The following is a 24,157-nucleotide window of genomic DNA, read 5'->3' as shown; positions in this document are numbered from 1 at the left end:
AATTCTAATTATCTATAATATCATTTTGTATAATGTCCTTTATTCTATACTGTAGTGCTGAGTATCTCTCCATACTTTTAGTATTACTTACCATATATTTAAGTGCCTTAGGCATTCCAACAACAACTACTAATTTCTTAGCCCTTGTTATTCCTGTATATAGAAGATTTCTATTCATAAGGAATGGTGATCCAATAAAAGCAGGAACTATAATTACTTTAAATTCACTTCCTTGACTTTTATGAATTGTTATAGCATATGCAAGTTCTAATTCATCTAAGTATACATAATCATAATGAACTTTTCTTTCATCATCAAATATAACAGTTATAATCTTCTGTTCTTCATCTATACTTTGTATAAAGCCCATATCTCCATTAAATACTCCAACCCCTTCATCATCACCTTCACCTGAAACTCTAGTCCATTTAAGAGAATAGTTATTTTTAGTTTGCATAACTTTATCCCCTTCTCTAAATGTCATCTCTTTTACTTGTTTTTCTTTCTTATAATTTGCAGGTGGATTTAATACAGCTTGAATACTCTCATTCATATTAAGCACTCCAAGAGTACCTTTTCTCATTGGTGTAAGAACCTGTATGTCTCTTAAATTATCCCAATCTTTATTAAACTTAGGTAATCTTCTATTTATTAAATCTATTATTGTAGTTAATATGCCGTCTATATCTTCTTCCTTTATAAAGTAAAAATCATTTCCCTTTTTATTAAGATATGGCATTTCACCACTATTAATTCTATGTGCATTAACTGTAATTAAACTTTCAGCACCTTGTCTAAATATCTCTTTCAATCTAACAACTTTTATTAAAGAACTGTTTATTAAATCTTTAAGTACATTTCCAGGTCCTACTGATGGTAATTGATCCACATCTCCAACTATTATTATCCTTGTACCAAGTTTTATAGCCTTTAATAGATTGTGCATTAATAAAATATCTATCATTGATGCTTCATCAATAATTACTACATCTGCTTCTAATGGCTCTGACTCACTTTTTCCAAACAATGATTTATCATCCTCATCACTTGAAACTCCCATATCTAATAATCTATGTATAGTTTTGGCTTCTCTTCCTGTAGATTCACTCATACGCTTTGCAGCTCTTCCTGTTGGTGCTCCAAGTAAAACCTTCATTCCATTTTTCTCATATATGTCAATAATACATTTTATTATTGTTGTTTTACCAGTTCCAGGCCCACCAGTTATAATTTCTATCCCTTCTGAGAAAGCTGCAAGTATTGCATCCTTTTGAGATTCTGCAAGCTTTATATCATATCTCTTTTCAAATAATTCTATTTCATAAGGTACATCTGTATTTATAGTTTGGAAATTTTCTATTCCTAAAGTTATTATTTTATTAGTTATTCCAAGTTCACAATAATAATATGGAAGAGTAAATACAGCCTCTTCATCCTGTATCTTCTCAGCTATAATTCTCCCTTCTAAAACTGAATTATAAATATTTTCTTCTACAATTTTATAATCTACCATTAAAGTTTCACAGGCATCACTTATAAGTTTATCCTTTGGCATATATGTATTACCAGCTGCACAGAATCCATTTATAACATATTCTATGCCACTTTTTATTCTAAATGGAGATACTGCCTCTACCCCTAAACTCATTGCTATCTTATCTGCCGTTTTAAATCCTATTCCTGATATTTCTTTGCATAATATGTACGGATTATCTGAAACTATATTTTTAGCATCTGGCCCAAACTTTTTATATATCTTTAAACATTGATTGTTACTAACTCCATGAGATTGAAAGAACATTATTATATCTTTTAAGTCTTTTTGTTCTATGTATGACTCATATATTATTCCGAACTTTTTCTTTCCTATCCCATCAACTTCCATAAGTCTCTCTATATGATTTTCCATAATATCAAAAGTTTCTTCACCAAAATGATCTACTATCTTTTTGGCTGTTACAGGACCAATACCATATATTATTCCTGCACTTAGATACTTCTCTATTGCATCTACAGATGTTGGAAGTATCTCTTCAAATTCTTCTATTTTAAATTGTTGTCCAAACTGCTTATGAACAATCCATTCTCCTTTTAATTTTACATTTTGGCCATCCTTCATAAAAGGAACTGTTCCAACGGCTGTAATTGTTTCTTTATTAACATTTATTTTTGAAACTGTATACCCAGTATCATCACTTCTAAAAACAATAGCTTCAACAAAGCCAATAATGTTTTCCATACTATCTCTCCAAATCTTACTTAGTTATTTTTATTCTTGACTATATATTATATAATTATATCATAGAAGGTTAAACATATAATTTCTATGTAGCTTAAATTATAGCTATAAATTTGTGGAGGTGTTATATATGTTAATAAAAAACTGTAATATAATTTTTCTTGATAGAATTGAAAAAGGATCAGTTTTAGTTGAGAATGGGAAAATAAAAGAAATAAATCCTAAAAATGTTCAAGAAACAGAAGTAATTGATGCAGAGGGTATGTATCTTTCACCAGGATTTATTGATGTTCATATACATGGTGCTGGTGGTCATGATACTATGGATGGAACATATGAAGCTATAAATGAAATAGCTAAAACAATTTGTAAATTTGGTACAACTTCCTTTACTCCAACAACAATGACTGTTGCTGTAGAAGATATTAGAAAATCTATGGGTGTTATAAAAGAAGCTAAAATTAATGGTACAGATGGTGCAAACGTATTAGGTGCTCATCTTGAAGGTCCATTTATAAGCCCAAGTGCCATTGGTGCTCAAAATCCAAACTTCTTAGAAGCCCCTTCAATTGATACTTATAACAAAATGGTTGGAGACTGTGATGATGCAGTAGTTTCAATCACTATTGCACCAGAAGTAGAGGGTGCAAAAGAACTTATTAAATATTTAAGTGATAAAGGTATAGTTTGTTCAATAGGACATACTAAAGCTACTTATGAAGAAGCTATAGATGGAATTAAATGTGGATGCTCACACTCAACACATTTATTTAATGCTATGACACCTTTCACACATAGAGCTCCTGGTGTTGTTGGTGCTACATTTGATTCAGATATAACAACTGAAACTATTTCAGATGGTATTCATATAGCTTATCCAGCTCTTAGAGTTGCTTATAAGCAAAAAGGAACTGATAAAGTACTTTTAATAACTGATGCTATGATGGCTTGTGGAATGCCAAATGGTATTTACTCACTAGGTGGTCAAGAAGTAAATGTTGAAAATGGAGCTGCTAGAATTAAATCTGGTTCACTTGCAGGTTCAATCCTAACTCTTGATAAGGCAGTAAAAAATGTTTATAACAACTCAGATTATCCATTAAATGAAGTTGTTAAAATGGCTTCTTATAATGGAGCTAAACATTGTAAGGTTGAAGATAGAAAAGGTCTTATTAAAGAAGGTTATGATGCAGATTTAGTTATATTTGATGAAGATATTAATGTAAAGAAAGTTATAGTTAACGGAAAGCTTGTACACGAAGCTTAAAAGTAAATCAGAATATTTTTTATTATAAATTTTATATAAATGCTCAATGAAAATACTCATTGAGCATTTATATTATCGTAAGAGGTGCTTTTATGGAAGAAAAGTGGTTATCTTGGGCTAAAAGACTTCAATCAATAGCCCAAGCTGGAATTGAATATTCTAAAGATAAATATGATATAGAAAGATTTGAGGAAATAAGAGATTTATCTTGCGAAATATTAAAGGAATATACTAATATTCCAAAAGATAAAATTAAAGATTTATTCTGTAATGAAGTAGGATATCAGACTCCTAAGGTTGATGTTAGATCTGCTATATTTAAGGATAATAAAATCTTACTAGTTAAAGAAAGTATTGATAATAAATGGTCTCTTCCAGGTGGATGGGCCGAAGTAGATTTATCTATAAAAGAAAATGCTATAAAAGAAAGTAAAGAAGAAGCCGGTGTAAATGTTAAACCCCAAAGATTAATTGCTGTACTTGATAAAAGTAAATACAGCTTAAAGCCTTATCCTTATGGAGTATATAAGGTTTTCGTTCTTTGTGATCTTATAGATGGTTCCTTCGAAGAAAATATAGAAACTGAAGAAAGTGGATTCTTCAGTTTAGAGAATCTTCCTGAGCTTTCAACTGGAAGAAATACAAAAGAACAAATAGAAATGTGCTTTGAAGGCAAAAATAATAATACCTTTGTTACAATATTTGATTAATTTAAAATATAAAAAGAGATGCTAAAATTTTAGCATCTCTTTATTAATTCTTATTTTGCTTCTTTTATTGGTTTCTTTAATATTGCAAGTAATATCATACCTACAATTGAACCTGCAGCTAATGCTACTAAGAACCATAATGGATTTCCTATAACAGGTACTACGAAGATTCCACCATGTGGTGCTCTTAATGTACATCCAAAGAACATTGAAAGTCCTCCAGCCACTGCTGATCCGATAGCACAAGCTGGTATTACTCTAAGTGGATCTGCTGCTGCAAATGGTATTGCACCTTCTGTTATAAATGATAATCCCATTATATAGTTTGTAAGACCTGATTGTCTTTCCCTTTTAGTAAATCTATTCTTGAAGAATGTTGTACATAAAGCTATTGAAAGTGGTGGAACCATACCACCTATCATAACTGCAGCCATCATATCAAATTGACCACTAGCAAGTCCTGCTGTACCAAATACATATGCTGCTTTATTGATAGGACCTCCCATATCAATTGCCATCATACCACCAAGAACTATACCAAGTAATACTTTACTACTTTCACCCATTGAATTTAATACATTAGTTAATCCTGCATTAAGTGCTGAAACTGGTGGATTTATTACAAAGATTATAATCGCACCAATTATTAATATACCAAAGAAAGGATATAATAAAACTGGTTTTAAGCCTTCTAAATCATCTGGTAGCTTACTGAATATTTTCTTTAAGAATACTACTACATATCCTGCTATAAATCCAGCAAGTAATGCACCTAAGAATCCTGAACCACCTTCATTTGCAAGCATACCACCTACAAAACCTACTGCAAGTGCTGGTCTATCACCAATACTCATTGCAATGTATCCAGCAAGTACTGGTAACATGAATCCGAATGCTGTTCCACCAACTGTCTTTAAGAATGCTGCAAATGGTGTATTCATACCAAAGTTTGCAGGATTTATACTATAGTCATCGAATAAGAATGCCAGTGCAATTAATATACCTCCACCTATAACAAATGGTAACATGTGTGATACGCCATTCATTAAGTGCTTATATATTTGACGTCCAACGCCTTCTTTTTCTATGCTTTCATCTTCACCTTCTGCTTGTCTATTAGCATGGTATATTGGAGCTTTTCCGCTAATAGCTTCTTCAATAAGTTCTTGTGACTTATGAATACCATTAGCTACTTTAGTTTTTATTAATCTCTTGCCATCGAATCTATCCATTTTTACATTTTTATCTGCGGCAATTATTATACATTCAGCATTATCTATTTCTTCTTTAGTTAAAACATTTTTAGCTCCACCTGACCCATTAGTTTCAACTTTTATAGTAACACCCATTTCCTTACCCTTTTCTTCTAAGGCTTCTGCTGCCATGTAAGTATGAGCTATACCTGTAGGACATGCTGTAACAGCTAATACTCTATATCCATTTTCTTCTTTCTTTTCCTCTTTATCAAACTTTTCAGTTTCTTTATCATCAATAAGCTTTAGGAACTCTTTTTTACTTGATGCATTTATAAGCTTATTTCTAAATTCCTCATCCATTAATATTGTTGATAATCTTGCTAACACTTCAAGATGAAGGTTATTAGCTTCTTCTGGAGCTGCAATCATAAAGAATAGTTTAACATCTTGACCATCTAAAGCATCAAAGTCTAAACCATCTTTTACAACAATAGAGCTAAGTCCTGCCTTTTTTACAGCCTTTGATTTACCATGAGGTATAGCAATTCCATCACCAATACCTGTTGTACTTAGTTCTTCTCTTTTAAGTACAGCTTCTTTATACTCTTCTTTATTACTTAAGTTTCCAGCTTTGTCCATAAGATCAACTAATTTATCTATAGCTTCTGCTTTATTACTTACTTTTGCATTTAATTCAATACCTTGTTCTTTTAAAAGATCTGTTATACGCATAATTTTTCCCTCCAAATCCTAAGTTAATTGAAGAAGTATCTCTTCTATTTTTTCTTTTGTGGCTAAATCCTCTGAGAAAGCACTTGCACTGCCTGTTGCTATTCCAAGCTTTAGCGCATATTTATAGTTCTTTTCTTTAATGTATCCTGCTATAAAACCTGCAACCATTGAATCTCCAGCTCCAACTGAATTTTTCACTTCTCCCTTTGGCGCCTTACTTTTTAATATATCTCCATCTTCTGTAAGTAGTATTGCACCATCTCCAGCCAATGAAATCAATACATTTAAAGCTCCCATATCCTGAAGTTTTTTAGCATATTTTATTATGTCCTCTTCTCCATTTAATTTAACTTTAAATATTTCTTCAAGTTCATGATTGTTTGGTTTTATTAAAAATGGGTTGTACTTTAATACATTAACAAGTAAATTTTTAGTTGCATCAACTATAAATTTAATATTTTTATTATTTAAATATTTAATAATATTTTCATACATATCTTCAGGTAATGTGTTCGGTATACTACCTGCCAAAACTAAGACATCACCATCTTTTAATTGGTCTAATTTTTTATATAAACTATCTATTGCTTCTTTATCTATAACTGGTCCTTGACCATTTATTTCACTCTCTTCGCTACTTTTAAGCTTTACATTAATTCTTGATGTTCCATTTTTTAATTTTATAAAATCTGCCATTCCACCTGAATTAACTACTCTCTTTTCTATTTCATCTCCAGTAAATCCAGCTATAAATCCAAATGCCTTATTCTTTAGCCCTAGATTCCCAAGGACGGTAGATACATTTATACCTTTTCCTCCAGCAAAAATTTGCTCTTCATAACTTCTATTTACTTCTCCTAAATTGAATTCTTTAACCTTTACTATATAATCTAATGAAGGATTAAATGTCATAGTATATATCATCTTTTGTTAACCTCCAAAATTTCTGTATATTTTTCAATATCTTTATCTTCTAGTTTCGTAGTTATTATTATTCCTTTATCTATATCTGCAAATGTTATAGCTGATATATGATCAAATTTTGATTCATCTGCTAATATATAAGCTTCATTACTCTTACTAAAAGCTTCTTTCTTTACTAATGCTTCATGTATATCTGGTGTTGTAAAACCTGAGTCTTTGTGAATACCATTTGTCCCAAAAAAGCCTTTAGTAAAATTATATTTCTTTAGACTGTCAATAGCCTCTATACCAACGATAGCTTCTGTAGCTAACTTAATTTCTCCACCTAAAATATATACATTACATTTTTTGTGAATTAACTTCTTAGCGTGTGCAATTCCATTTGTAACATAAATTGCATTAGTTTCAGTTATATAATCTATCATTAACTCAGTAGTTGTGCCTGCATCTATATAAACACAATCATTCTCTTTTATTAATTTAGCTGCATATTTTGCTATACTTAACTTATCTTCAACATTAAGAGCTTGTCTTACTACTACCTCATCATCTTTACCATCATAGATAGTTTTTAAAGCCTTAGCTCCACCATGAATTTTCTTTAATTTTTTTTGTTTATCTAAATAATTTAAATCTCTTCTAATAGTAGATTCTGATGTATCTAACTCATCAACTAGTTCTGTTACCGTTACTGTGTTATTATTTTTTAGAATTTCTAATATTCTTTCGAATCTCTCTTCTGATAACATTTACATCACCTCTTGTCTATATAATATACCATTTTAAATTCAAAGTCAATCATTTTCAATCATTTTTAATCAATTTATTTCACATTTCAATCATATTAAATCATTTCCAATCATAACCATCAATTTACTCTTTTACTTTACATCCATAGTTATTTTATCAAAAATACAAATTTTTATTTTATACTAATCTATATAAAATTTTTAATAGTTATAAGAAGAGGGCTTGAAGTTTATGATATTATGTGTAGAGTCTGATGAAAATATCCTAAGATATGCTTGTGAGAAGTGTTATAACTGTAATGTCACTATAACTGAAAGTCTATGCAAATTAAAACTTTCTTTTAACATACACATTTAATTATTATTAAAAGCAAAAAAAGATACCTAAAATTAGGCATCTTTCTTTTTTTCTACTTTTATCTTCTATTATAATAAAGCTTTAATTTCTTCAACTTTATTTAATTGTTCCCATGGTAAGTTAGCATCTGTTCTACCAAAATGTCCGTAAGCTGCTGTTTGCTTGTATATTGGTCTTCTAAGATCAAGATCTCTTATTATAGCTCCTGGTCTTAAATCAAATACTTTTTCTACTATACTAACTATAGTAGCTTCATCAACTTTTCCAGTTCCAAATGTATCTATTTGAATTGATACTGGCTTAGCAACTCCAATTGCATAAGCTAATTGAATTTCTAACTTATCAGCTATTCCTGCTGCTACTAAATTCTTAGCAACCCATCTTGCTGCATAAGCTGCTGATCTATCAACCTTAGTTGGATCTTTTCCTGAGAATGCTCCACCACCGTGTCTTCCCATTCCACCGTATGTATCAACAATTATTTTTCTTCCTGTTAATCCACTATCTCCTTGTGGTCCACCAACAACGAATCTTCCTGTTGGATTTATATAATACTTAGTATTTTCATCTAGTAATTCAGCTGGAATTACATAGTCAATAACATGTCTTCTTAAATCTTCTTGGATTTGTTCTAAAGTTACTTCTTCACCATGTTGAGTTGAGATAACTATAGCATCTATTCTCTTTGGTTTATCATGTTCGTATTCAACTGTAACTTGAGTTTTTCCATCTGGTCTTAAGTACTCTAATGTACCATTTTTTCTTACTTCTGTAAGTCTTCTTGATAATCTATGAGCCATAGCTATTGGAGCTGGCATAAATTCTTCTGTTTCGTTTGTAGCATAACCAAACATCATACCTTGGTCTCCAGCACCTACTGCTTCAACTTCATCTTTTTCACCTTGTCTTGATTCAAGAGCTTCGTCAACTCCCATAGCTATATCTGATGATTGCTCATCTATAGCAGTCATTACTGAGCAAGTATCACAGTCAAATCCGTATTTTGCTCTATCATATCCGATTTCTCTTATTGTTTCTCTAACAACTTTAGGAATATCAACATAACAATTAGTTGTTATTTCTCCCATAACCATTACCATACCTGTTGTTGTACATGTTTCACAAGCAACTCTAGCATTTGGATCTTTTTCTAATATAGCGTCTAATACTGAATCTGATATTTGGTCACAGATTTTATCTGGATGTCCTTCAGTAACTGATTCTGATGTAAATAATCTTTTCATTTATATTTCTCCTTCCAAATTTCTTCGAATTTTGACAATAAAAAAAACTCTTCGATAAGAAGAGATCAAGTTTCCTAATCTTTCTTATCTTGTAGATTTCTCTACAGGAATTAGCACCACACTTTATAATCAACATTAAAGATTATATGTAGGTTGCTGGGCTTCACAGGGCCGTTTCCCTCCACCTCTCTTGATAAGAGTTTATATATTTTTTATTTTCTAATTGAATTTCTGTAGAAATTGTATCATATAGATTTTGTAGAGTCAATACATTTTATGCGTGCAAAAATATCCTATTTTTCATTATTCTTAAATTATTTTATATTTCATTTATAACTTTTTTACGTCTAAAGTCTCTATTTTAGTGAGTTCCTATATTATATTTGTTTATAAATATTACTTCTTGTAAGATAATAACTTAATATTTATTTATTAATATATAAAGTTTGTTAATATTTATTATCTGTAAATTTTATATATTATAAATTTTCTAATCTTTCGGGATTATTTTCATTTTAAATACTATATATTTATATTTTGAATAATATAAATTCTTATTATAACTACAATATATTAATAAAACTATTTTTGTATAAAATTAAAAAGCACTAAGACTAATCTTAGTACTTTTGGTGGTGGAAGAAGGATTCGAACCTTCGAAGTCAACTGACAACAGATTTACAGTCTGCCCCCTTTGGCCACTCGGGAACTCCACCTTATTTGGAGCTAGCGATCGGACTTGAACCGATAACCTGCTGATTACAAGTCAGCTGCTCTGCCAATTGAGCCACGCCAGCATATATACTTTTTAACTAGTTTAAAGTTTGGTGGGCACAACAGGGTTCGAACCTGTGACCCCCTGCTTGTAAGGCAGGTGCTCTCCCAGCTGAGCTATGCGCCCATAAAAAATGGTGGTGGAAGAAGGATTCGAACCTTCGAAGTCAACTGACAACAGATTTACAGTCTGCCCCCTTTGGCCACTCGGGAACTCCACCTCATTTTGGAGCTAGCGATCGGACTTGAACCGATAACCTGCTGATTACAAGTCAGCTGCTCTGCCAATTGAGCCACGCCAGCGCATATATTCTTTAAACTTTTTATTTATTAAAACTTGTGGTGGGCACAACAGGGTTCGAACCTGTGACCCCCTGCTTGTAAGGCAGGTGCTCTCCCAGCTGAGCTATGCGCCCTTAAGAATGGTGGTGGAAGAAGGATTCGAACCTTCGAAGTCAACTGACAACAGATTTACAGTCTGCCCCCTTTGGCCACTCGGGAACTCCACCTTATTTTCTTTCAAGTTTTAAATCGTTTCGCCTTTCGGCCAACCGACAATAGTTAGTATATATTTATATACTCTTTATTTCAAATGACAAAACATATCAAAATAAGAAATTAAACTCACTTTTCTCTTTTTTTCTTCTGTATACTTATTTTTTCACCACAATATACTTATTTGTTTTTATACCAAACTTTCCAGGAATTCTATATTTATATATGGAGATAATATATTTTTTATTTCATTATAATCATCAGATTTAAGTCTAAGCTTTAAAACTCTAACAACCTCTGTTATTCCCTCTTTCTCTCCATTCTTCTTTAAACTATTCTTCATTCTTTCTACATCTACAGTTGATATTTTATTAGCTATTGTAAGTAGCTTTGTTTTTTCAACTAAACTAAGATTACCCAATATCTCTTCTTTATTTACATTAAATATTTTTGCATTTGTAGCTTGTGTTTCTTCTTTTTTATTAATAGAACTATTAATATTTGAATTTTTATTTTCTTTGTTTCCCTCATTATTAGGTCTATTTAAATAATCTTTATTTTCTTTATTATTTGAAGAGTTATCATTTATATTATCTTTCTCATTTTTTTCTTCATTATTATACTTATTATTTTTATCTTTATTATTATTTATATCAATACTACTTTCTTTATTGGTATCTTCGTTAATATCTTTTTTAATATTATTATCTTCTATTTTTTTTGAATTTTCTAATACTAAATTATTAATATCCTCTTTAGGTTGCCAAAAAGCAACAAAATATAATGTAAGTGAAGTTGCTATAGCTAATATGCTTGTAATTAATATCTTTTTCATAATACACCTCCTATAGAGAATACTTTCCATATGAGATATTTTTATTCAAATTATTCTATTTTCAAATACATCTTCATATATTATAAGCATGGAGGTGCTTATATGGAAAAAAGGATTCATCACACATCCCCACTTGCTTATTATAATATTTCTCAAGCTATTTTAGATTCTTTTTCTGAAAATACTATAATAGTTTGTATTGGGACAGATAAATGTATTGGTGATTGTTTAGGACCATTAGTTGGTACCTTACTAAAGGAAAGTCTATTTCCTCTTCCTGTGTATGGTTCAATCGATAATCCTATACATGCTTTAAATATAGATAAACAATTAAATAATATAACTAAAGAGCATCCTAATGCATATATAATTGGTATAGATGCATGCCTAGGACAGGAATCTTCTATCGGAGAAATTCATATTAGAAACTTTGCAATACGACCTGGAAAGGGCGTTGGTAAATCATTGCCTGATGTTGGAAGCAAATCTATCGTTGGTATTATAGATTCTAATGAAAATGCTGATCTTTTCTATACTAGATCGATCAGGCTCTCCTTAGTTTTAAATATGGCACGGGTTATATCTAAAGGTATTCTTCATGCCTACTATGAATATTCTAATCCAGATAAAACTCCATTATTAAAGTAAAAAAATAAACCCGGAGTATACTCAGGGTTTATTTATTATGCTATTCAACTAATATGATTTCTTGATTATTTACTGTTTTATCTAGTTTGTCAATATATCCTAAAACAGAACCTGTACCTTCTGCAACAGCTTCAACTGAATTTTCCGCAACATTCACAGTTACCCCAGTTTCTGATTCTATAAGCTTATCTAAGCCATGTAATAATGCTCCTCCGCCAGTCATAAGAATACCCTTATCCATAATATCAGCAGCTATTTCTGGAGGGGTTTTCTCTAATACTCCCTTAACAGCTTCTACTATTAAGCTAACCGGTTCTTTAAGCGCTTCTCCGATCTCATCTGAAGTTAGTTTTATTTCATCAGGTAAACCTGTCACTAGATTTCTTCCTTTAACTGTCATTTCTTCATTTCTTGATCCACTAAAGGCTGAACCTATTTCCATCTTTATTTGTTCTGCTGTTTTTTCACCAATCATTATTTTATACTTTACTCTTACATATTTAATTATAGATTCATCAAACCTGTCTCCAGCGATCTTTATAGATGATCTTACAACTACACCACCTAATGATATTACTGCGACATCACATGTTCCTCCACCTATATCTACAATCATACATCCATCAGGCTTAGTTATGTCTAATCCTGCTCCAATTGCAGCTGCAAGTGGCTCTTCTATAAGATGTACTACTTTTGCTCCTGAATTTCTAGCAGCTTCCATAACAGCTCTCTTTTCGACTTCTGATGCTTGTGATGGTACACATACCATTACCTTAGGCGCTACAATTTTCTTTGATCCGCATGCCTTACTTATAAACGCCTTAAGCATCTTTTCTGTTACATCATAATCGGAAATAACACCATCTCTCAATGGTCTAACTGCAATAATATTTCCTGGAGTTCTTCCAATCATTTTTCTTGCTTCTTCTCCTACAGCCAATACCTTTCCAGTACTTGTATTTATAGCAACTACTGATGGCTCTTTTAATACTATACCTTTACCCTTTACGTATACTAATACCGTTGCTGTTCCTAGATCTACACCTAGATCAGTTCCTGACTTCCAAAACCACATTCCAAATTCCACTCCTAATTATTAACATTTATTTTAGAAATTTTTACATTTTTTTATATAACTATACAGTAAATTATATATGGAATATGATTTTAATTCAACTTTTTCCCTAAATTTTGATTTATTCGGCAGATTTATACTTCATTTTTGTAGCTTTTCCACCTCTTATATGTCTCTCTGCTTTATTTAGCTCTAAGATAGTATGAGTTTTTTCAGCTATTATTGGATTTATCTTTGGTAATCTTTCAGTCATATCCTTATGGATTGTACTTTTGCTAACACCAAAAACTTTTGCAGTTTTTCTTATTGTAGCTTTTGAATCAATAATATATTGTGCTACTTCTAATACTCTCTCTTCAATGTAGTCTTTCAAAATGCTACCTCCTTAATTACTTATATTTATTTTAATAATCATATTTTTATAAACTTAAAATATTAATCAGCCATTTTGCCTAAAACGGCTGATTAATTTTTTCTTTACCTATTTTTTATAAGCAAAGTACTTTAATGGGTCCACTTCTGAATAAGTATTATCTTTCTTTGAGAAAACTTTTATATGCATAAAATCATCTTTTACGCACATTTTTAATGTACTAGCTGTGTTACCAACTTTACCTATTTCCTGTCCTTTTTTAACCTTATCATCTTTTTTAACTTTTACATTTTTATCTAGGTTTGCGTATGATGTTTTCACTCCGTTTGGATGTTTTATAATTACTGTAACTCCATAAGTTACATCATTTTCAACTACATCTTCTATAACTCCATCCTCTGAAGCCTTTACAGGAGTACCCATCTTAGCTCCTACTGATATACCACCATAGCTTAAGCTTGAATCACCTTTTTCACCTGCTGCAACTGCTTTACCATCTTTAAATAAATATGGCTCATTATGTGCTTTTAAAAGCTTTCCTTCTACAGGATTTGAAAAGTTCATCTTACTATCTGTTCCAACAGCCTTACTTGTTGTTTTCTTTACTTCTTTTTTGTCATTAGATACTCTCTCAGAGTTTTCTACTGATGTTTCTACATTTGTATTTTTCTTATCTTCAACATTTAAAGTGATTTCTTTATCTTCAGGCGCTTTTGCTTCTGGTTTAGATTTAGTACCTATATTTTTAATTGCAACAGCACCAATTATAGTAACTACGCATAGGCCAACAAATAAAGCTACATAAAATCCTTCCTTTTTGAAAAACTTTTTAATACCTGACGTCATGTTTTTAGACTTTTCTTTAAATCCGTTTGATTTTTGGTTCATAATCAACACCTCCAATAATCATTTTGTCCTTTTTATGAAAAATAATACATATTTTCTAATATTTTTAATATTTCCCATTAAAAAAAGATGATATTTGATTATTTACCAAACATCATCTTTTTATAACAATTTTCCGTATTTATTTATAAACTATTTTTCCAATCTCTACACCAGTATAGTAATGCTTTAATATTTCCTCATATCCCTTACCATCTTTAGCCATAATATTAGCTCCCCACTGACTCATCCCAACACCATGACCATTTCCTTTACACTTAATCTTCACCTTATCTTTTGAGTATTCAAGCGTAAAATTTGCTGATTTTAAATCAAATAGCTTTCTAAAGTCGGTTCCCTTTATTGTCTCTCCTCCAAGCTTTATATCAAGAACTGCACCACCTTCAGTTCTTGATTTTATTTCTACTTTTTCTTTTAGATTATCAGCTTTTAATTTTGCTTTACTATATTTTGAATTAACGATATCTACAAAATCTTTATTTGTTACTTCTTTTTCTGATTCATATGCACTAGACACTTCTTCCCCTTCACTATTGACTGATTTTAAATATGGAACTTTTGATGAAAAAACATCCTCAGCATTTTCTGTCTTCCCAGCACTAGTTGAAAAGAACTGTGGATATAGTACAATCTCACCATTATATGTTAATACACTCCCTTTAGTATCATCTACAGCTTTTTTTATTTTCTCATAGTTTTTATCTCTATCCTTATCAGACCACTTTTTAAATCTTTCTTCTTTGCTCATATATGCTTGACAATGTACACTATCACATATTTCTCCACCATTAGCCAAATTACAATTCTTCATTCTCTTACTATAATAAAAAGTTCTAGCCGCAATAGCTTGAGCCTTTAATGCCTCTTCTTCAAAACTAGCTGGCATTTCACTTGAGGCTACTCCTAATATATATTCTTCTACATCTATTTCTTTAACTTTCTTTTCTTTTGTTATATATACCTTTGCTTTATCTTCTCCTTTTACAGATATACTAATCTCTTTCCCATCGGAACCTGTATTAGTAGGAGAGGTGAAATCCTTTATACCACTTCCCATAAGTATAAAAGGAATTATTACCATAAATATTAATATGAAGCCTGTAGTAAGCCCTATATGTTTAAGATTTTCAATAATCTCTTTTTCTCTCACTTTCTAATCCCTCCTAAATGTATGTACATCTATTTATATGTTTATTATTTATAAATATACTTACTCTTTGAAGTTTATGTAAAGAAGATAAAAAAAAATAGAGGGTATAACACCCTCTATTTTTTATCCCTATAAATATCAGCCCCTAGGCCTCTAAACTTTTCTTCTATATTTAGATATCCTCTATCTATATGATATATATCACTTATTTCTGTATATCCATCCCCTACTAACCCCGCTAATATCATAGCAGCGCCTGCCCTTAAGTCTGTAGCTTTCACTTCACAGCCAGTAAGCCTAGAAACACCTTCAATAACTGCTGTTCTACCATCTATCTTAATCTTAGCCCCCATTCTAACAAGTTCTGCTACATGCATAAATCTATTTTCAAATACGGTCTCAGTAATTATACTTGATCCATTAATAACAGATAATAGAGCCATCATTTGAGGTTGCATATCTGTTGGGAACCCTGGATATGGCAGTGTTTTTATATCCACTGGTTTTTTATCAAATCTACCATCCACTATTATTCCATCATCTTCTTCTGTTAATATAATTCCACATTCTTTTAACTTCTCAATTAAAGGTCTCATATGATCTTCAGTTACATTATTTATCTTTATCATACTATTTGTTATAGCAGCAGCTACCATAAATGTGCCAGCTTCTATTCTATCGTAAATAGGCTTGTAAGTTACTCCTTTTAAGGATTCTACACCTTCTATAGTAATCTTACCAAGTCCCGCTCCTTTTATCTTAGCACCCATTGAATTTAAGAAATTTGCTAAATCCCAAATCTCAGGTTCTTCAGCAGCATTTTCTATAATTGTTGTTCCACTTGCTAAAACTGCTGCCATCATTATATTTTCTGTCGCTCCAACAGATGGAAAATCTAAATATATTCTATTACCTATAAGCTTCTTTGCCTTTGCCTCAACAAATCCATGTCCTTGTAGAATTTCAGCTCCCAATGCTTTAAATCCTTTTAAATGTAAATCAATAGGCCTACTACCTATATTACATCCTCCTGGCATAGATAATTTACAATGTCCAAACCTTGCAAGCATTGGACCCATAATTAAAAATGATGCTCTCATTTTTCTTACAAGCTCATTAGTTGCATCAAAACTTTTTAAGTTACTTGTATTTATTTCAAGTGAATTATTAATCCTTGAATAATTCATATCTGTATTCAAGCCGTGAAGTAAATTTAGTATAACTTGAACGTCTTCTAACATAGGAGTATTTTCTATTATTATTTTATTAGGAGATAGTATTGTTGATACTATTATTGGTAACACCGAATTTTTAGCCGAATTTATATTTACTTCTCCTGTTAGTTTCTTAACCCCTTTTACTATTATTTTTTCCATATTTTCCTCCATAATTAATTGTTAGTATGTTGTAAATATAATAGGAGTCCCTACAATTACATATACCCCTGTGTCATATTCCATAATTCCATAGCTGATTTGATTTCCATCCTTCAGTTTGCTTTTTCCAACATAGCCATTGTGTACTTTAATTAACTCATTGCTTAAACTCAAATCTTTTATACTTTTTACAGAATTTAGTTTTCCCTTATAATATTCAAAATATCTTAATGAATTCACTTTATTATCTTGTAATTTTTGTAATTCCTTCTTTATTTCAACTGTGGAAGTTTCTTTTTTAGAATTAATTATAGTTCCTTCAACAAAAACTCTATCCTCTTCTTCCCATACTTTCATTTCTATATTATTATCTCCTTTAATATAAAAATGATTTTTATCTGTTAAATTTTCTATACTGTATTCTTCGCTATATATATCTTTAATTCTTTTTACTTCATCCTTTATATCAGACTTAATATTATATTGAATCTTAACTCCATTTTCAGAAAATATTGTTTCACTCTTAACTATGCTTTCTATATATTGATAATTATTGATACTTATATTCTCTCCATTTGATAATCCTAAGAAATTAATTGATAAAACAATAAAATAGATGAATAAGCTTTTTAATTCCATAATCCCTGCCCGCCTTTCATCTTCATTGTTGTCATTTTTTACCTTTAATATACATATTTACCTTTATACTATAATATATAAATTTAATATTTTTTTGTGCTAGATTGTCATAAATTGACTAAAACAAATAGATCCTAGATAATATATTATCTAGGATCTATTTATATTCTTATCTATTTTTTTAATTCTAATCTAGCAAGTGCTCTATCTAAAGCAGCTTTAGCTCTTTCTTGATCAAACTTTTCATCACTTAAGCGCTTTTCAGCTCTTTGCTTTGCCTCTTCAGCTCTTCCACTATCAAGTTCTTCTTTTGTTTCAGCTGAACGACAGCAAAAGTTTAATTCATTATTTTTAAATCCAATTATTCCTACTGAAGTGGCAACTTGTATCTTTTCTCCATTTGCTTTAGTAACTTCTGTAACACAAGGTACTGTGTTAACTACTATAGAAGCATGGTTTGCAAGAATTTCAAACTTACCTTCGGATGTCTTTGTAGTTAAGCTTAAAACTTCTTCATCTATCTTGACCTTATCTGGTGTCATGATTTTTAGTTTAAAGGTATTAGCCATATTGCATCATCCCCTTATGCTAAAGTCTTAGCTTTTTCTACAGCTTCATCTATGTTTCCAACAAATAAGAATGCTGATTCTGGTAAATCATCATGCTTACCTTCTATGATTTCCTTAAAGCCTTTTATTGTTTCTTCTACTGTAACATATTTACCTTTCATACCAGTAAATTGTTCTGCTACTGTGAATGGTTGTGATAAGAAGTTTTGAACTTTTCTTGCTCTACCAACAGTTAATTTATCTTCATCAGATAATTCATCAACACCTAATATAGCAATAATATCTTGAAGCTCTTTATATCTTTCTAATATATGTTTAACCTTTGATGCAACTGAATAATGTTCTTCTCCAACTACTCTTGGATCTAATATTCTTGAAGTTGAATCTAGTGGGTCAACTGCTGGATAAACACCACGTTCTGCTACACTTCTTGATAAAACTGTTGTTGCATCTAAGTGAGAGAATGTTGTAGCTGGCGCTGGGTCAGTTAAGTCATCCGCTGGTACATATACTGCTTGAACTGATGTAATTGAACCATGTGTTGTTGATGTTATTCTTTCTTGAAGAGCACCCATTTCAGTTGCAAGTGTTGGTTGGTAACCAACAGCTGAAGGTATTCTACCAAGAAGCGCTGAAACTTCTGAACCTGCTTGTGAGAATCTAAATATGTTATCTATAAATAGTAACACGTCTTGACCTTGATCTCTGAAGTATTCTGCCATTGTAAGACCTGTAAGTGCAACTCTCATTCTAGCACCAGGTGGCTCATTCATTTGACCAAATACTAATGCAGTTTTTGCTAAAACTCCTGATTCTTTCATTTCATAGTAAAGATCATTACCTTCTCTTGATCTTTCTCCAACACCTGTAAATACTGATAATCCACCGTGTTCTTTTGCTATATTATTTATAAGTTCTTGAATAAGTACTGTTTTACCAACTCCAGCACCCCCAAATAGACCAATCTTACCACCTTTTTGGTAAGGAGCTATAAGGTCAACAACTTTTATTCCTGTTTCAAACATTTCAGGTTCAACTGATTGTTCTGCAAATGTTGGTGCTGCTCTATGTATTGGATAGAACTCCTTAGTCGCAACATCTCCAGATATTTCTTTATCAACTGGTTTTCCTAAAACATTAAATAATCTTCCTAGAACGCATTCTCCTACAGGAACTGATATTGGTTTTCCTGTATTAACTGCCTTCATACCTCTTCTTAATCCTTCTGTCGCTTCCATAGCTATTGTTCTTACTATATCATCTCCGACGTGTTGTTCAACTTCAGTTACTAAAGTTTCTCCATTCATCTCTATTTCAATAGCATTATAAATATTTGGAAGTGACTCAGTATCAAATTTTATATCAACTACTGGTCCAATAACTTGAACTACTTTTCCTATATTGTTAGGCATTTAATGATACCTCCTCACTATTTTTGTGCTGCTGCTCCACCAACTATTTCTGCAATTTCTTGGGTTATAGCACTTTGTCTAATTCTATTATACTTAGTGTTTAATGAATCTAACAAGTCATCTGCATTTTTTGTAGCTCCGTCCATCGCAGTCATTCTTGAAGATTCCTCACTAGTTTTTGCGTTTAAAATACAATTAATTAATTTTGATTTTAAATAAAAATCAAAAGTTGCCTCTATTGAAGATTCATCATTTGGTTCTAACATAAATCCAATATCTTCTTTTATTTCGTCAAATTCTATAGGTAACATTTTATCAACTTTAACCTCTTGAGAAACTGGTGAATTAAAGTGTGTATAAACAACATAAATTTCACCAACCTCATTTGAATTATATAATCTTAATGCATGCTTATAAATCGTTGAAACTTCCTTCATATCGCTAGTTTCTTTTATATCAACATATTCAGCTACAGTTTCAAAACCATATCTTTTCATGTAAGATACACCTTTTTTACCTAAACACATAACTAAACTATCTGATTTTTCCATTCCAACATAATTTTTAAGTGATAATGCTATATTAACATTATATCCTCCACATAATCCTGAATCTGATGTTACAACTATATATAACTTTCGCTTTGAATGACCACCTTTAAAATATATACCTTCTTTTTCAACATCCATTGATGAATAAGCTTCTTGAGCTATATCTCTAGTGGCTTCAAAGTAATCGTTATTTTTATTTAATTCCATTCTGACTCTTCTTAACTTAGAAGTGGCAACAAGTCCCATGGCTTTTGTTATTTTTTTAGTATTTTCTACTGACTTAATTCTACGCTTAATTTCAATAAGTCCAGCTCCTGCCATACCTCCACCTCCTAAAAGATGGCATAGCTTAATTTATAAGCTATGCGTTATTTAAGAATATTTTTTTGAATTCAGTGATTCCTTTTTCAAGTGATGCTTTTAATTCATCAGTTAAAACTTTCTTTTCTACTATTTCTTTTCCTACTTCTCTATATTGAGTATCCATGTATTCTAAGAAATCTTTTTCGAATTTTCTTATATCGTCAACCTTTATATCTGATAAATAATCATTTACTGCAGCATAAAGAATCATAATTTGATTTTGAACTGACATTGGTGAGTATTGGTTTTGTTTTAAAACTTCAACCATTCTCTTACCTTTTTCAAGTCTTCTTGAAGTATCAGCATCTAAATCTGATCCAAATTGAGCAAATGATGCTAATTCTCTATATTGGGCAAGCTCTAATCTTAAAGTACCTGAAACTTGTTTCATAGCTTTAATTTGAGCGTTACCCCCAACTCTTGATACTGAAATACCTGCATTAACAGCTGGTCTTTGTCCTGAATAGAAAAGATCTGCTTCTAAGAATATTTGACCGTCTGTTATTGATATAACATTAGTTGGGATATATGCTGTAACGTCACCTGCTAGTGTTTCTATAATTGGAAGTGCAGTTAATGAACCTCCACCATTCTTTTCTGAAAGCTTAGCTGCTCTTTCAAGTAATCTTGAATGAATATAGAATACATCTCCAGGGTACGCTTCTCTACCTGGTGGTCTTTTAAGTAGTAATGACATTGTTCTATAAGCAACTGCGTGCTTTGATAAGTCATCATATATAACCAATACATCTTTTCCTTGATGCATGAAATGTTCACCAATTGAACATCCAACATAAGGTGCTAAATATTGTAATGGTGCTGATTCTGAAGCTGTTGCAGCAACAACAGTTGTATAATCCATTGCACCAAATTCTGTTAATGTATTCACTATATGTGCTACTGTTGATTGTTTTTGACCTATTGCTACATATATACAGATTACATCTTTATCCTTTTGGTTAATGATTGTATCTATAGTGATAGCTGTTTTACCTATTTGTCTATCTCCTATGATAAGTTCTCTTTGTCCCTTACCAATTGGAATCATTGAGTCAATTGCCTTTATTCCTGTTTGTAATGGTTCATTAACTGAGCTTCTATCTAGGATACTAGGAGCATGAACTTCTATTGGTCTATATGCCTCTGGTTTTATTGGACCTTTTGCATCAATAGGATTTCCTAAGCCATCTACAACTCTACCTATTAACTCTGCTCCAACTCCAACCTCAACAATTTTACCAGTTCTTTTAACGACATCTCCTTCTTTGATTCCTTCTTCAGAACCAAGTAAAACACATCCTACATTATCTTGCTCAAGGTTTAATGCCATACCATAAACATCATTTGGGAATTCTAATAATTCACCCTCCATACAATCATCTAAACCATATACTCTCGCAATACCGTCACCAATTTGAATAATTGTACCTGAATCTATTGTTTTAATTTGTTTATCGTACTTTTCAATTTCATTTTTGATTATAGAAGTAATCTCTTCTGGTTTGATATTCATGGTTTCACCTCTATTCCATCTTAAGCATTAAGGCTCTCATGTCTTCAAGTCTTGATTTTATTGATCCATCAATAACATCATTTCCAACTCTTACATAAAGTCCACCTATTATACTCTTATCAATTTCATGTTCTATAATTACTGTCTTGTTATATTTCTTCTCTAGCTTTTCTTTTAGCCTTGAAGTCTCATCTTCTGTAAGTTCTATAACACTTTTAACTTTTGCAATTACCTTGTTTTCTTTTTCTAAATGGATTTGTTCCATTTGATTAAGCTTTTCTCTTAAATATAAGATTCTGCCTTTTTCAATAAGTATTAGTAAAAATGATAATAATTCCTCATCAATTTTACCCTTAAATAAATCAATGAAAATTTTCTTTTTCTGTCTTGTACTTATTTGAGGGTATTTAATGACTTCGTAAAATTCTTTATTGTTATCAATAATATCGCAAATCTCTCTTAAGTCCTCAAGATACTCCTCGACTTTATTTTTTTCTTCTGCTACTTTATATAAAGCTAAAGCATATCTACGATCTAAATATTCGTACATAATTACATACCTACCTTGCTTATATAATCGTCTATAAGTTCTCTATGCTTCTTTTCATCAATTGAGTCTCCAAGTGCTTTTTCTGCAAGGAATACAGCAAGCTCTACTGCTTGTGTTTTAATCTCTGCTTGAGCCTTTGTACGCTCTCTATTAATTTCAACTTTAGACTTATCAATAATAGTTCCTGCTTCTCTTCTAGCATCCTCTACTATTTCTTTATAAACATTGTCTGCTTTAGTCTTATATTGACTAACAATTTCTTTTCCTTCTTCTTTAGCTGAACTGATTTCTCTTTCATTTTGAAGCTTTAATATTCTTGCTTTTTCTAAGTCTTCATCAGCTTTACTTATTGTATTTTCAATAAGATCTTTTCTTTGTTTTAAGATTTTATTTACTTTATCAAAAGCAAAATGTTTAACTAACCAAAATAATATAAGTAGATTTACTAGTGTTACTATCATTTCTGGTATGTTAATATTCATATTAATTTCCAAATTTAAAGCCTCCCTTCCAGGCTTATTAAAACCCTACTTTTTTTATAGTATTCAAATTTTAGTGGATACCAACAAATAATAAGATGAATGAAATTAGTAATCCGTATATTGCTGTTGTTTCTGCTAAGGCACAACCAATGAAGTATGTTGACATAAGTTTACCACTTGCTTCAGGTTGTCTTGCTATACTTTTTAATAGACTTGCTGTTGCATTACCAATACCAACACCTGCACCTACTGCTGCAATAACTGCAAGACCTGCACCTATTGCACGCATTCCTATTATAAATTCTGCTCCAGTCATAAATAATTCCTCCTTAATACTTTAAAAGTTTCTCTGACTAAAAATTGATTTTTTTTGGCTACTCCTCTGCTGTCATCTTTATATAAATCATTGTTAATATAGTAAAGATGAATGTTTGAAGAAATCCGTCAAATAAATCGAAGTATGCCATAAATGGCACTGGGATAGCTAATTGAGCAAACCAAGTTAAGTTACCTAATGCTTGTAATAGCAATTCAACAATTACTACTCCAACTGTAATGTTACCGAAAAGTCTGAAACTTAATGTAACTGGCAGCATTACTCTCTCTAGTATATTGATAGGTAATAAAGCTGGGCTTGGGTGAATATATCCTTTAAGATATCCAAAACCGCCATTCTTTATGATTGCATTTATTTGAACCATTAAGAATGTTGTTAATGATAGTACTAATGCAACACTGTAATCTGCTGTTGGTGGTCTTAAACCTATAAGGTCAGTTATATTCATAAAGAATAAGAAAAGAACTAACGCACCGATATAAGCTGCAAATCCTGTGTATTTATCTCCCATAGTGTTCTTAGTCCAATTACTAATTCCTTCAACAAAAAGCTCAATTATTGATTGACTTTTTCCTTTAGGTACTACGGAAAGATTTCTTGTCATTAGTATCAAAACAATGGCTACTATAATAATTATTCCCCATTGTTGTAACACAGTAGAGCCAATTTCTTTAAATAACGCTTCCACTC

Annotated in this window: 23 protein-coding genes, 7 tRNA genes and 1 riboswitch; of the genes, 3 read left to right on the top strand and 27 right to left on the bottom strand. The window is 31.1% G+C overall.

Annotation, left to right across the window (positions count from 1 at the left end; genetic code table 11):
- Nucleotides 1-4 precede the first annotated feature (4 nt).
- Complete coding sequence (recD2, locus tag ACQPUW_RS00435; RefSeq protein ID WP_430835542.1) at nt 5-2,239, bottom strand: SF1B family DNA helicase RecD2; 2,235 nt, start codon at nt 2,237-2,239, stop codon at nt 5-7.
- Nucleotides 2,240-2,369: 130 nt separating this feature from the next.
- Between recD2 and nagA the strand changes: the two genes are divergently transcribed.
- Together nagA and ACQPUW_RS00425 are read left to right on the top strand one after the other, a co-directional pair.
- Nucleotides 2,370-3,506, top strand: coding sequence for an N-acetylglucosamine-6-phosphate deacetylase (nagA, locus tag ACQPUW_RS00430; protein ID WP_430835541.1), 1,137 nt, complete (start codon nt 2,370-2,372; stop codon nt 3,504-3,506).
- Between the two features lie 92 nt (nt 3,507-3,598).
- Nucleotides 3,599-4,216 carry an NUDIX hydrolase N-terminal domain-containing protein gene (locus ACQPUW_RS00425; protein ID WP_430835540.1) on the top strand — a complete coding sequence of 206 codons (618 nt, stop codon included), beginning with the start codon at nt 3,599-3,601 and terminating at the stop codon, nt 4,214-4,216.
- 50 nt (nt 4,217-4,266) lie between these two features.
- On the opposite strand, the gene ACQPUW_RS00420 is transcribed toward ACQPUW_RS00425, so the two are convergent.
- The 12 genes from ACQPUW_RS00420 to ACQPUW_RS00365 form a co-directional block, all read right to left on the bottom strand.
- Nucleotides 4,267-6,144, bottom strand: coding sequence for a PTS fructose transporter subunit IIABC (locus ACQPUW_RS00420; protein WP_430835539.1), 1,878 nt, complete (start codon nt 6,142-6,144; stop codon nt 4,267-4,269).
- A gap of 18 nt (nt 6,145-6,162) precedes the next feature.
- Nucleotides 6,163-7,068, bottom strand: coding sequence for a 1-phosphofructokinase (gene pfkB, locus ACQPUW_RS00415; RefSeq protein ID WP_430835538.1), 906 nt, complete (start codon nt 7,066-7,068; stop codon nt 6,163-6,165).
- Nucleotides 7,065-7,817 (bottom strand): DeoR/GlpR family DNA-binding transcription regulator, encoded by a 753-nt coding sequence (locus ACQPUW_RS00410; RefSeq protein ID WP_430835537.1) that lies wholly within the window; start codon nt 7,815-7,817, stop codon nt 7,065-7,067. Before ACQPUW_RS00410 ends, pfkB begins: the two co-directional genes overlap by 4 nt.
- A gap of 426 nt (nt 7,818-8,243) precedes the next feature.
- Complete coding sequence (gene metK, locus ACQPUW_RS00405; RefSeq protein ID WP_430835536.1) at nt 8,244-9,419, bottom strand: methionine adenosyltransferase; 1,176 nt, start codon at nt 9,417-9,419, stop codon at nt 8,244-8,246.
- Nucleotides 9,420-9,500: 81 nt separating this feature from the next.
- Nucleotides 9,501-9,619: riboswitch (SAM riboswitch) on the bottom strand.
- 430 nt (nt 9,620-10,049) lie between these two features.
- Nucleotides 10,050-10,135: transfer RNA gene (locus ACQPUW_RS00400), tRNA-Tyr, on the bottom strand.
- Between the two features lie 5 nt (nt 10,136-10,140).
- Nucleotides 10,141-10,216: transfer RNA gene (locus ACQPUW_RS00395), tRNA-Thr, on the bottom strand.
- Nucleotides 10,217-10,244: 28 nt separating this feature from the next.
- Nucleotides 10,245-10,320: transfer RNA gene (locus ACQPUW_RS00390), tRNA-Val, on the bottom strand.
- A gap of 8 nt (nt 10,321-10,328) precedes the next feature.
- Nucleotides 10,329-10,414: transfer RNA gene (locus ACQPUW_RS00385), tRNA-Tyr, on the bottom strand.
- A gap of 6 nt (nt 10,415-10,420) precedes the next feature.
- A tRNA-Thr gene (locus ACQPUW_RS00380) sits at nt 10,421-10,496 on the bottom strand.
- Nucleotides 10,497-10,533: 37 nt separating this feature from the next.
- Nucleotides 10,534-10,609 (bottom strand) — tRNA-Val (locus ACQPUW_RS00375).
- Between the two features lie 7 nt (nt 10,610-10,616).
- Nucleotides 10,617-10,702: transfer RNA gene (locus ACQPUW_RS00370), tRNA-Tyr, on the bottom strand.
- Nucleotides 10,703-10,878: 176 nt separating this feature from the next.
- Nucleotides 10,879-11,523 carry a hypothetical protein gene (locus ACQPUW_RS00365; protein WP_430835535.1) on the bottom strand — a complete coding sequence of 215 codons (645 nt, stop codon included), beginning with the start codon at nt 11,521-11,523 and terminating at the stop codon, nt 10,879-10,881.
- Nucleotides 11,524-11,625: 102 nt separating this feature from the next.
- Between ACQPUW_RS00365 and yyaC the strand changes: the two genes are divergently transcribed.
- Nucleotides 11,626-12,171, top strand: coding sequence for a spore protease YyaC (yyaC, locus tag ACQPUW_RS00360; RefSeq protein ID WP_430835534.1), 546 nt, complete (start codon nt 11,626-11,628; stop codon nt 12,169-12,171).
- 40 nt (nt 12,172-12,211) lie between these two features.
- Here yyaC and mreB read toward each other — a convergent pair whose 3' ends face one another.
- The 14 genes from mreB to ACQPUW_RS00290 all read right to left on the bottom strand — a co-directional run bounded on the left by mreB (nt 12,212) and on the right by ACQPUW_RS00290 (nt 24,155).
- On the bottom strand, nt 12,212-13,246 hold the full coding sequence (mreB, locus tag ACQPUW_RS00355) for a rod shape-determining protein MreB (RefSeq protein ID WP_430835533.1): 1,035 nt from the start codon (nt 13,244-13,246) through the stop codon (nt 12,212-12,214).
- A 121-nt stretch (nt 13,247-13,367) separates the two neighbouring features.
- Nucleotides 13,368-13,619 (bottom strand): sporulation transcriptional regulator SpoIIID, encoded by a 252-nt coding sequence (gene spoIIID / locus ACQPUW_RS00350; protein WP_204595509.1) that lies wholly within the window; start codon nt 13,617-13,619, stop codon nt 13,368-13,370.
- 108 nt (nt 13,620-13,727) lie between these two features.
- A complete protein-coding gene (locus tag ACQPUW_RS00345; protein WP_430835532.1) occupies nt 13,728-14,507 on the bottom strand; it encodes a peptidoglycan DD-metalloendopeptidase family protein in 780 nt (259 codons plus the stop codon).
- Nucleotides 14,508-14,646: 139 nt separating this feature from the next.
- On the bottom strand, nt 14,647-15,675 hold the full coding sequence (spoIID, locus tag ACQPUW_RS00340; RefSeq protein ID WP_430835531.1) for a stage II sporulation protein D: 1,029 nt from the start codon (nt 15,673-15,675) through the stop codon (nt 14,647-14,649).
- A 116-nt stretch (nt 15,676-15,791) separates the two neighbouring features.
- Nucleotides 15,792-17,051: a UDP-N-acetylglucosamine 1-carboxyvinyltransferase gene (gene murA / locus ACQPUW_RS00335; RefSeq protein ID WP_430835530.1), complete on the bottom strand. Its 1,260-nt coding sequence runs from the start codon at nt 17,049-17,051 to the stop codon at nt 15,792-15,794.
- A 21-nt stretch (nt 17,052-17,072) separates the two neighbouring features.
- On the bottom strand, nt 17,073-17,690 hold the full coding sequence (locus tag ACQPUW_RS00330; RefSeq protein WP_430835529.1) for a hypothetical protein: 618 nt from the start codon (nt 17,688-17,690) through the stop codon (nt 17,073-17,075).
- A 173-nt stretch (nt 17,691-17,863) separates the two neighbouring features.
- Complete coding sequence (gene atpC, locus ACQPUW_RS00325; protein WP_430835528.1) at nt 17,864-18,259, bottom strand: ATP synthase F1 subunit epsilon; 396 nt, start codon at nt 18,257-18,259, stop codon at nt 17,864-17,866.
- A gap of 14 nt (nt 18,260-18,273) precedes the next feature.
- Complete coding sequence (gene atpD / locus ACQPUW_RS00320; RefSeq protein WP_430835527.1) at nt 18,274-19,671, bottom strand: F0F1 ATP synthase subunit beta; 1,398 nt, start codon at nt 19,669-19,671, stop codon at nt 18,274-18,276.
- A gap of 17 nt (nt 19,672-19,688) precedes the next feature.
- Nucleotides 19,689-20,543: an ATP synthase F1 subunit gamma gene (gene atpG / locus ACQPUW_RS00315; RefSeq protein ID WP_430835526.1), complete on the bottom strand. Its 855-nt coding sequence runs from the start codon at nt 20,541-20,543 to the stop codon at nt 19,689-19,691.
- Nucleotides 20,544-20,583: 40 nt separating this feature from the next.
- Nucleotides 20,584-22,098 (bottom strand): F0F1 ATP synthase subunit alpha, encoded by a 1,515-nt coding sequence (gene atpA / locus ACQPUW_RS00310; RefSeq protein ID WP_430835525.1) that lies wholly within the window; start codon nt 22,096-22,098, stop codon nt 20,584-20,586.
- Between the two features lie 10 nt (nt 22,099-22,108).
- Entirely contained in the window at nt 22,109-22,648 is a 540-nt protein-coding gene (locus tag ACQPUW_RS00305) for a F0F1 ATP synthase subunit delta (RefSeq protein WP_430835524.1), read from the bottom strand.
- 2 nt (nt 22,649-22,650) lie between these two features.
- Nucleotides 22,651-23,130, bottom strand: coding sequence for a F0F1 ATP synthase subunit B (locus ACQPUW_RS00300; protein ID WP_204595522.1), 480 nt, complete (start codon nt 23,128-23,130; stop codon nt 22,651-22,653).
- 70 nt (nt 23,131-23,200) lie between these two features.
- Entirely contained in the window at nt 23,201-23,446 is a 246-nt protein-coding gene (atpE, locus tag ACQPUW_RS00295; RefSeq protein ID WP_204595500.1) for an ATP synthase F0 subunit C, read from the bottom strand.
- A 58-nt stretch (nt 23,447-23,504) separates the two neighbouring features.
- Complete coding sequence (locus ACQPUW_RS00290) at nt 23,505-24,155, bottom strand: F0F1 ATP synthase subunit A (RefSeq protein ID WP_204595499.1); 651 nt, start codon at nt 24,153-24,155, stop codon at nt 23,505-23,507.
- Nucleotides 24,156-24,157: the final 2 nt, after the last annotated feature.

The sequence above is a fragment of the Clostridium sardiniense genome (assembly GCF_050584765.1).
GTDB classification, from domain to species: domain Bacteria; phylum Bacillota; class Clostridia; order Clostridiales; family Clostridiaceae; genus Clostridium; species Clostridium sardiniense_A.
The sequence above is the reverse complement of the archived record's forward strand: the minus strand, read 5'-3'. Positions and strand labels throughout refer to the sequence as shown.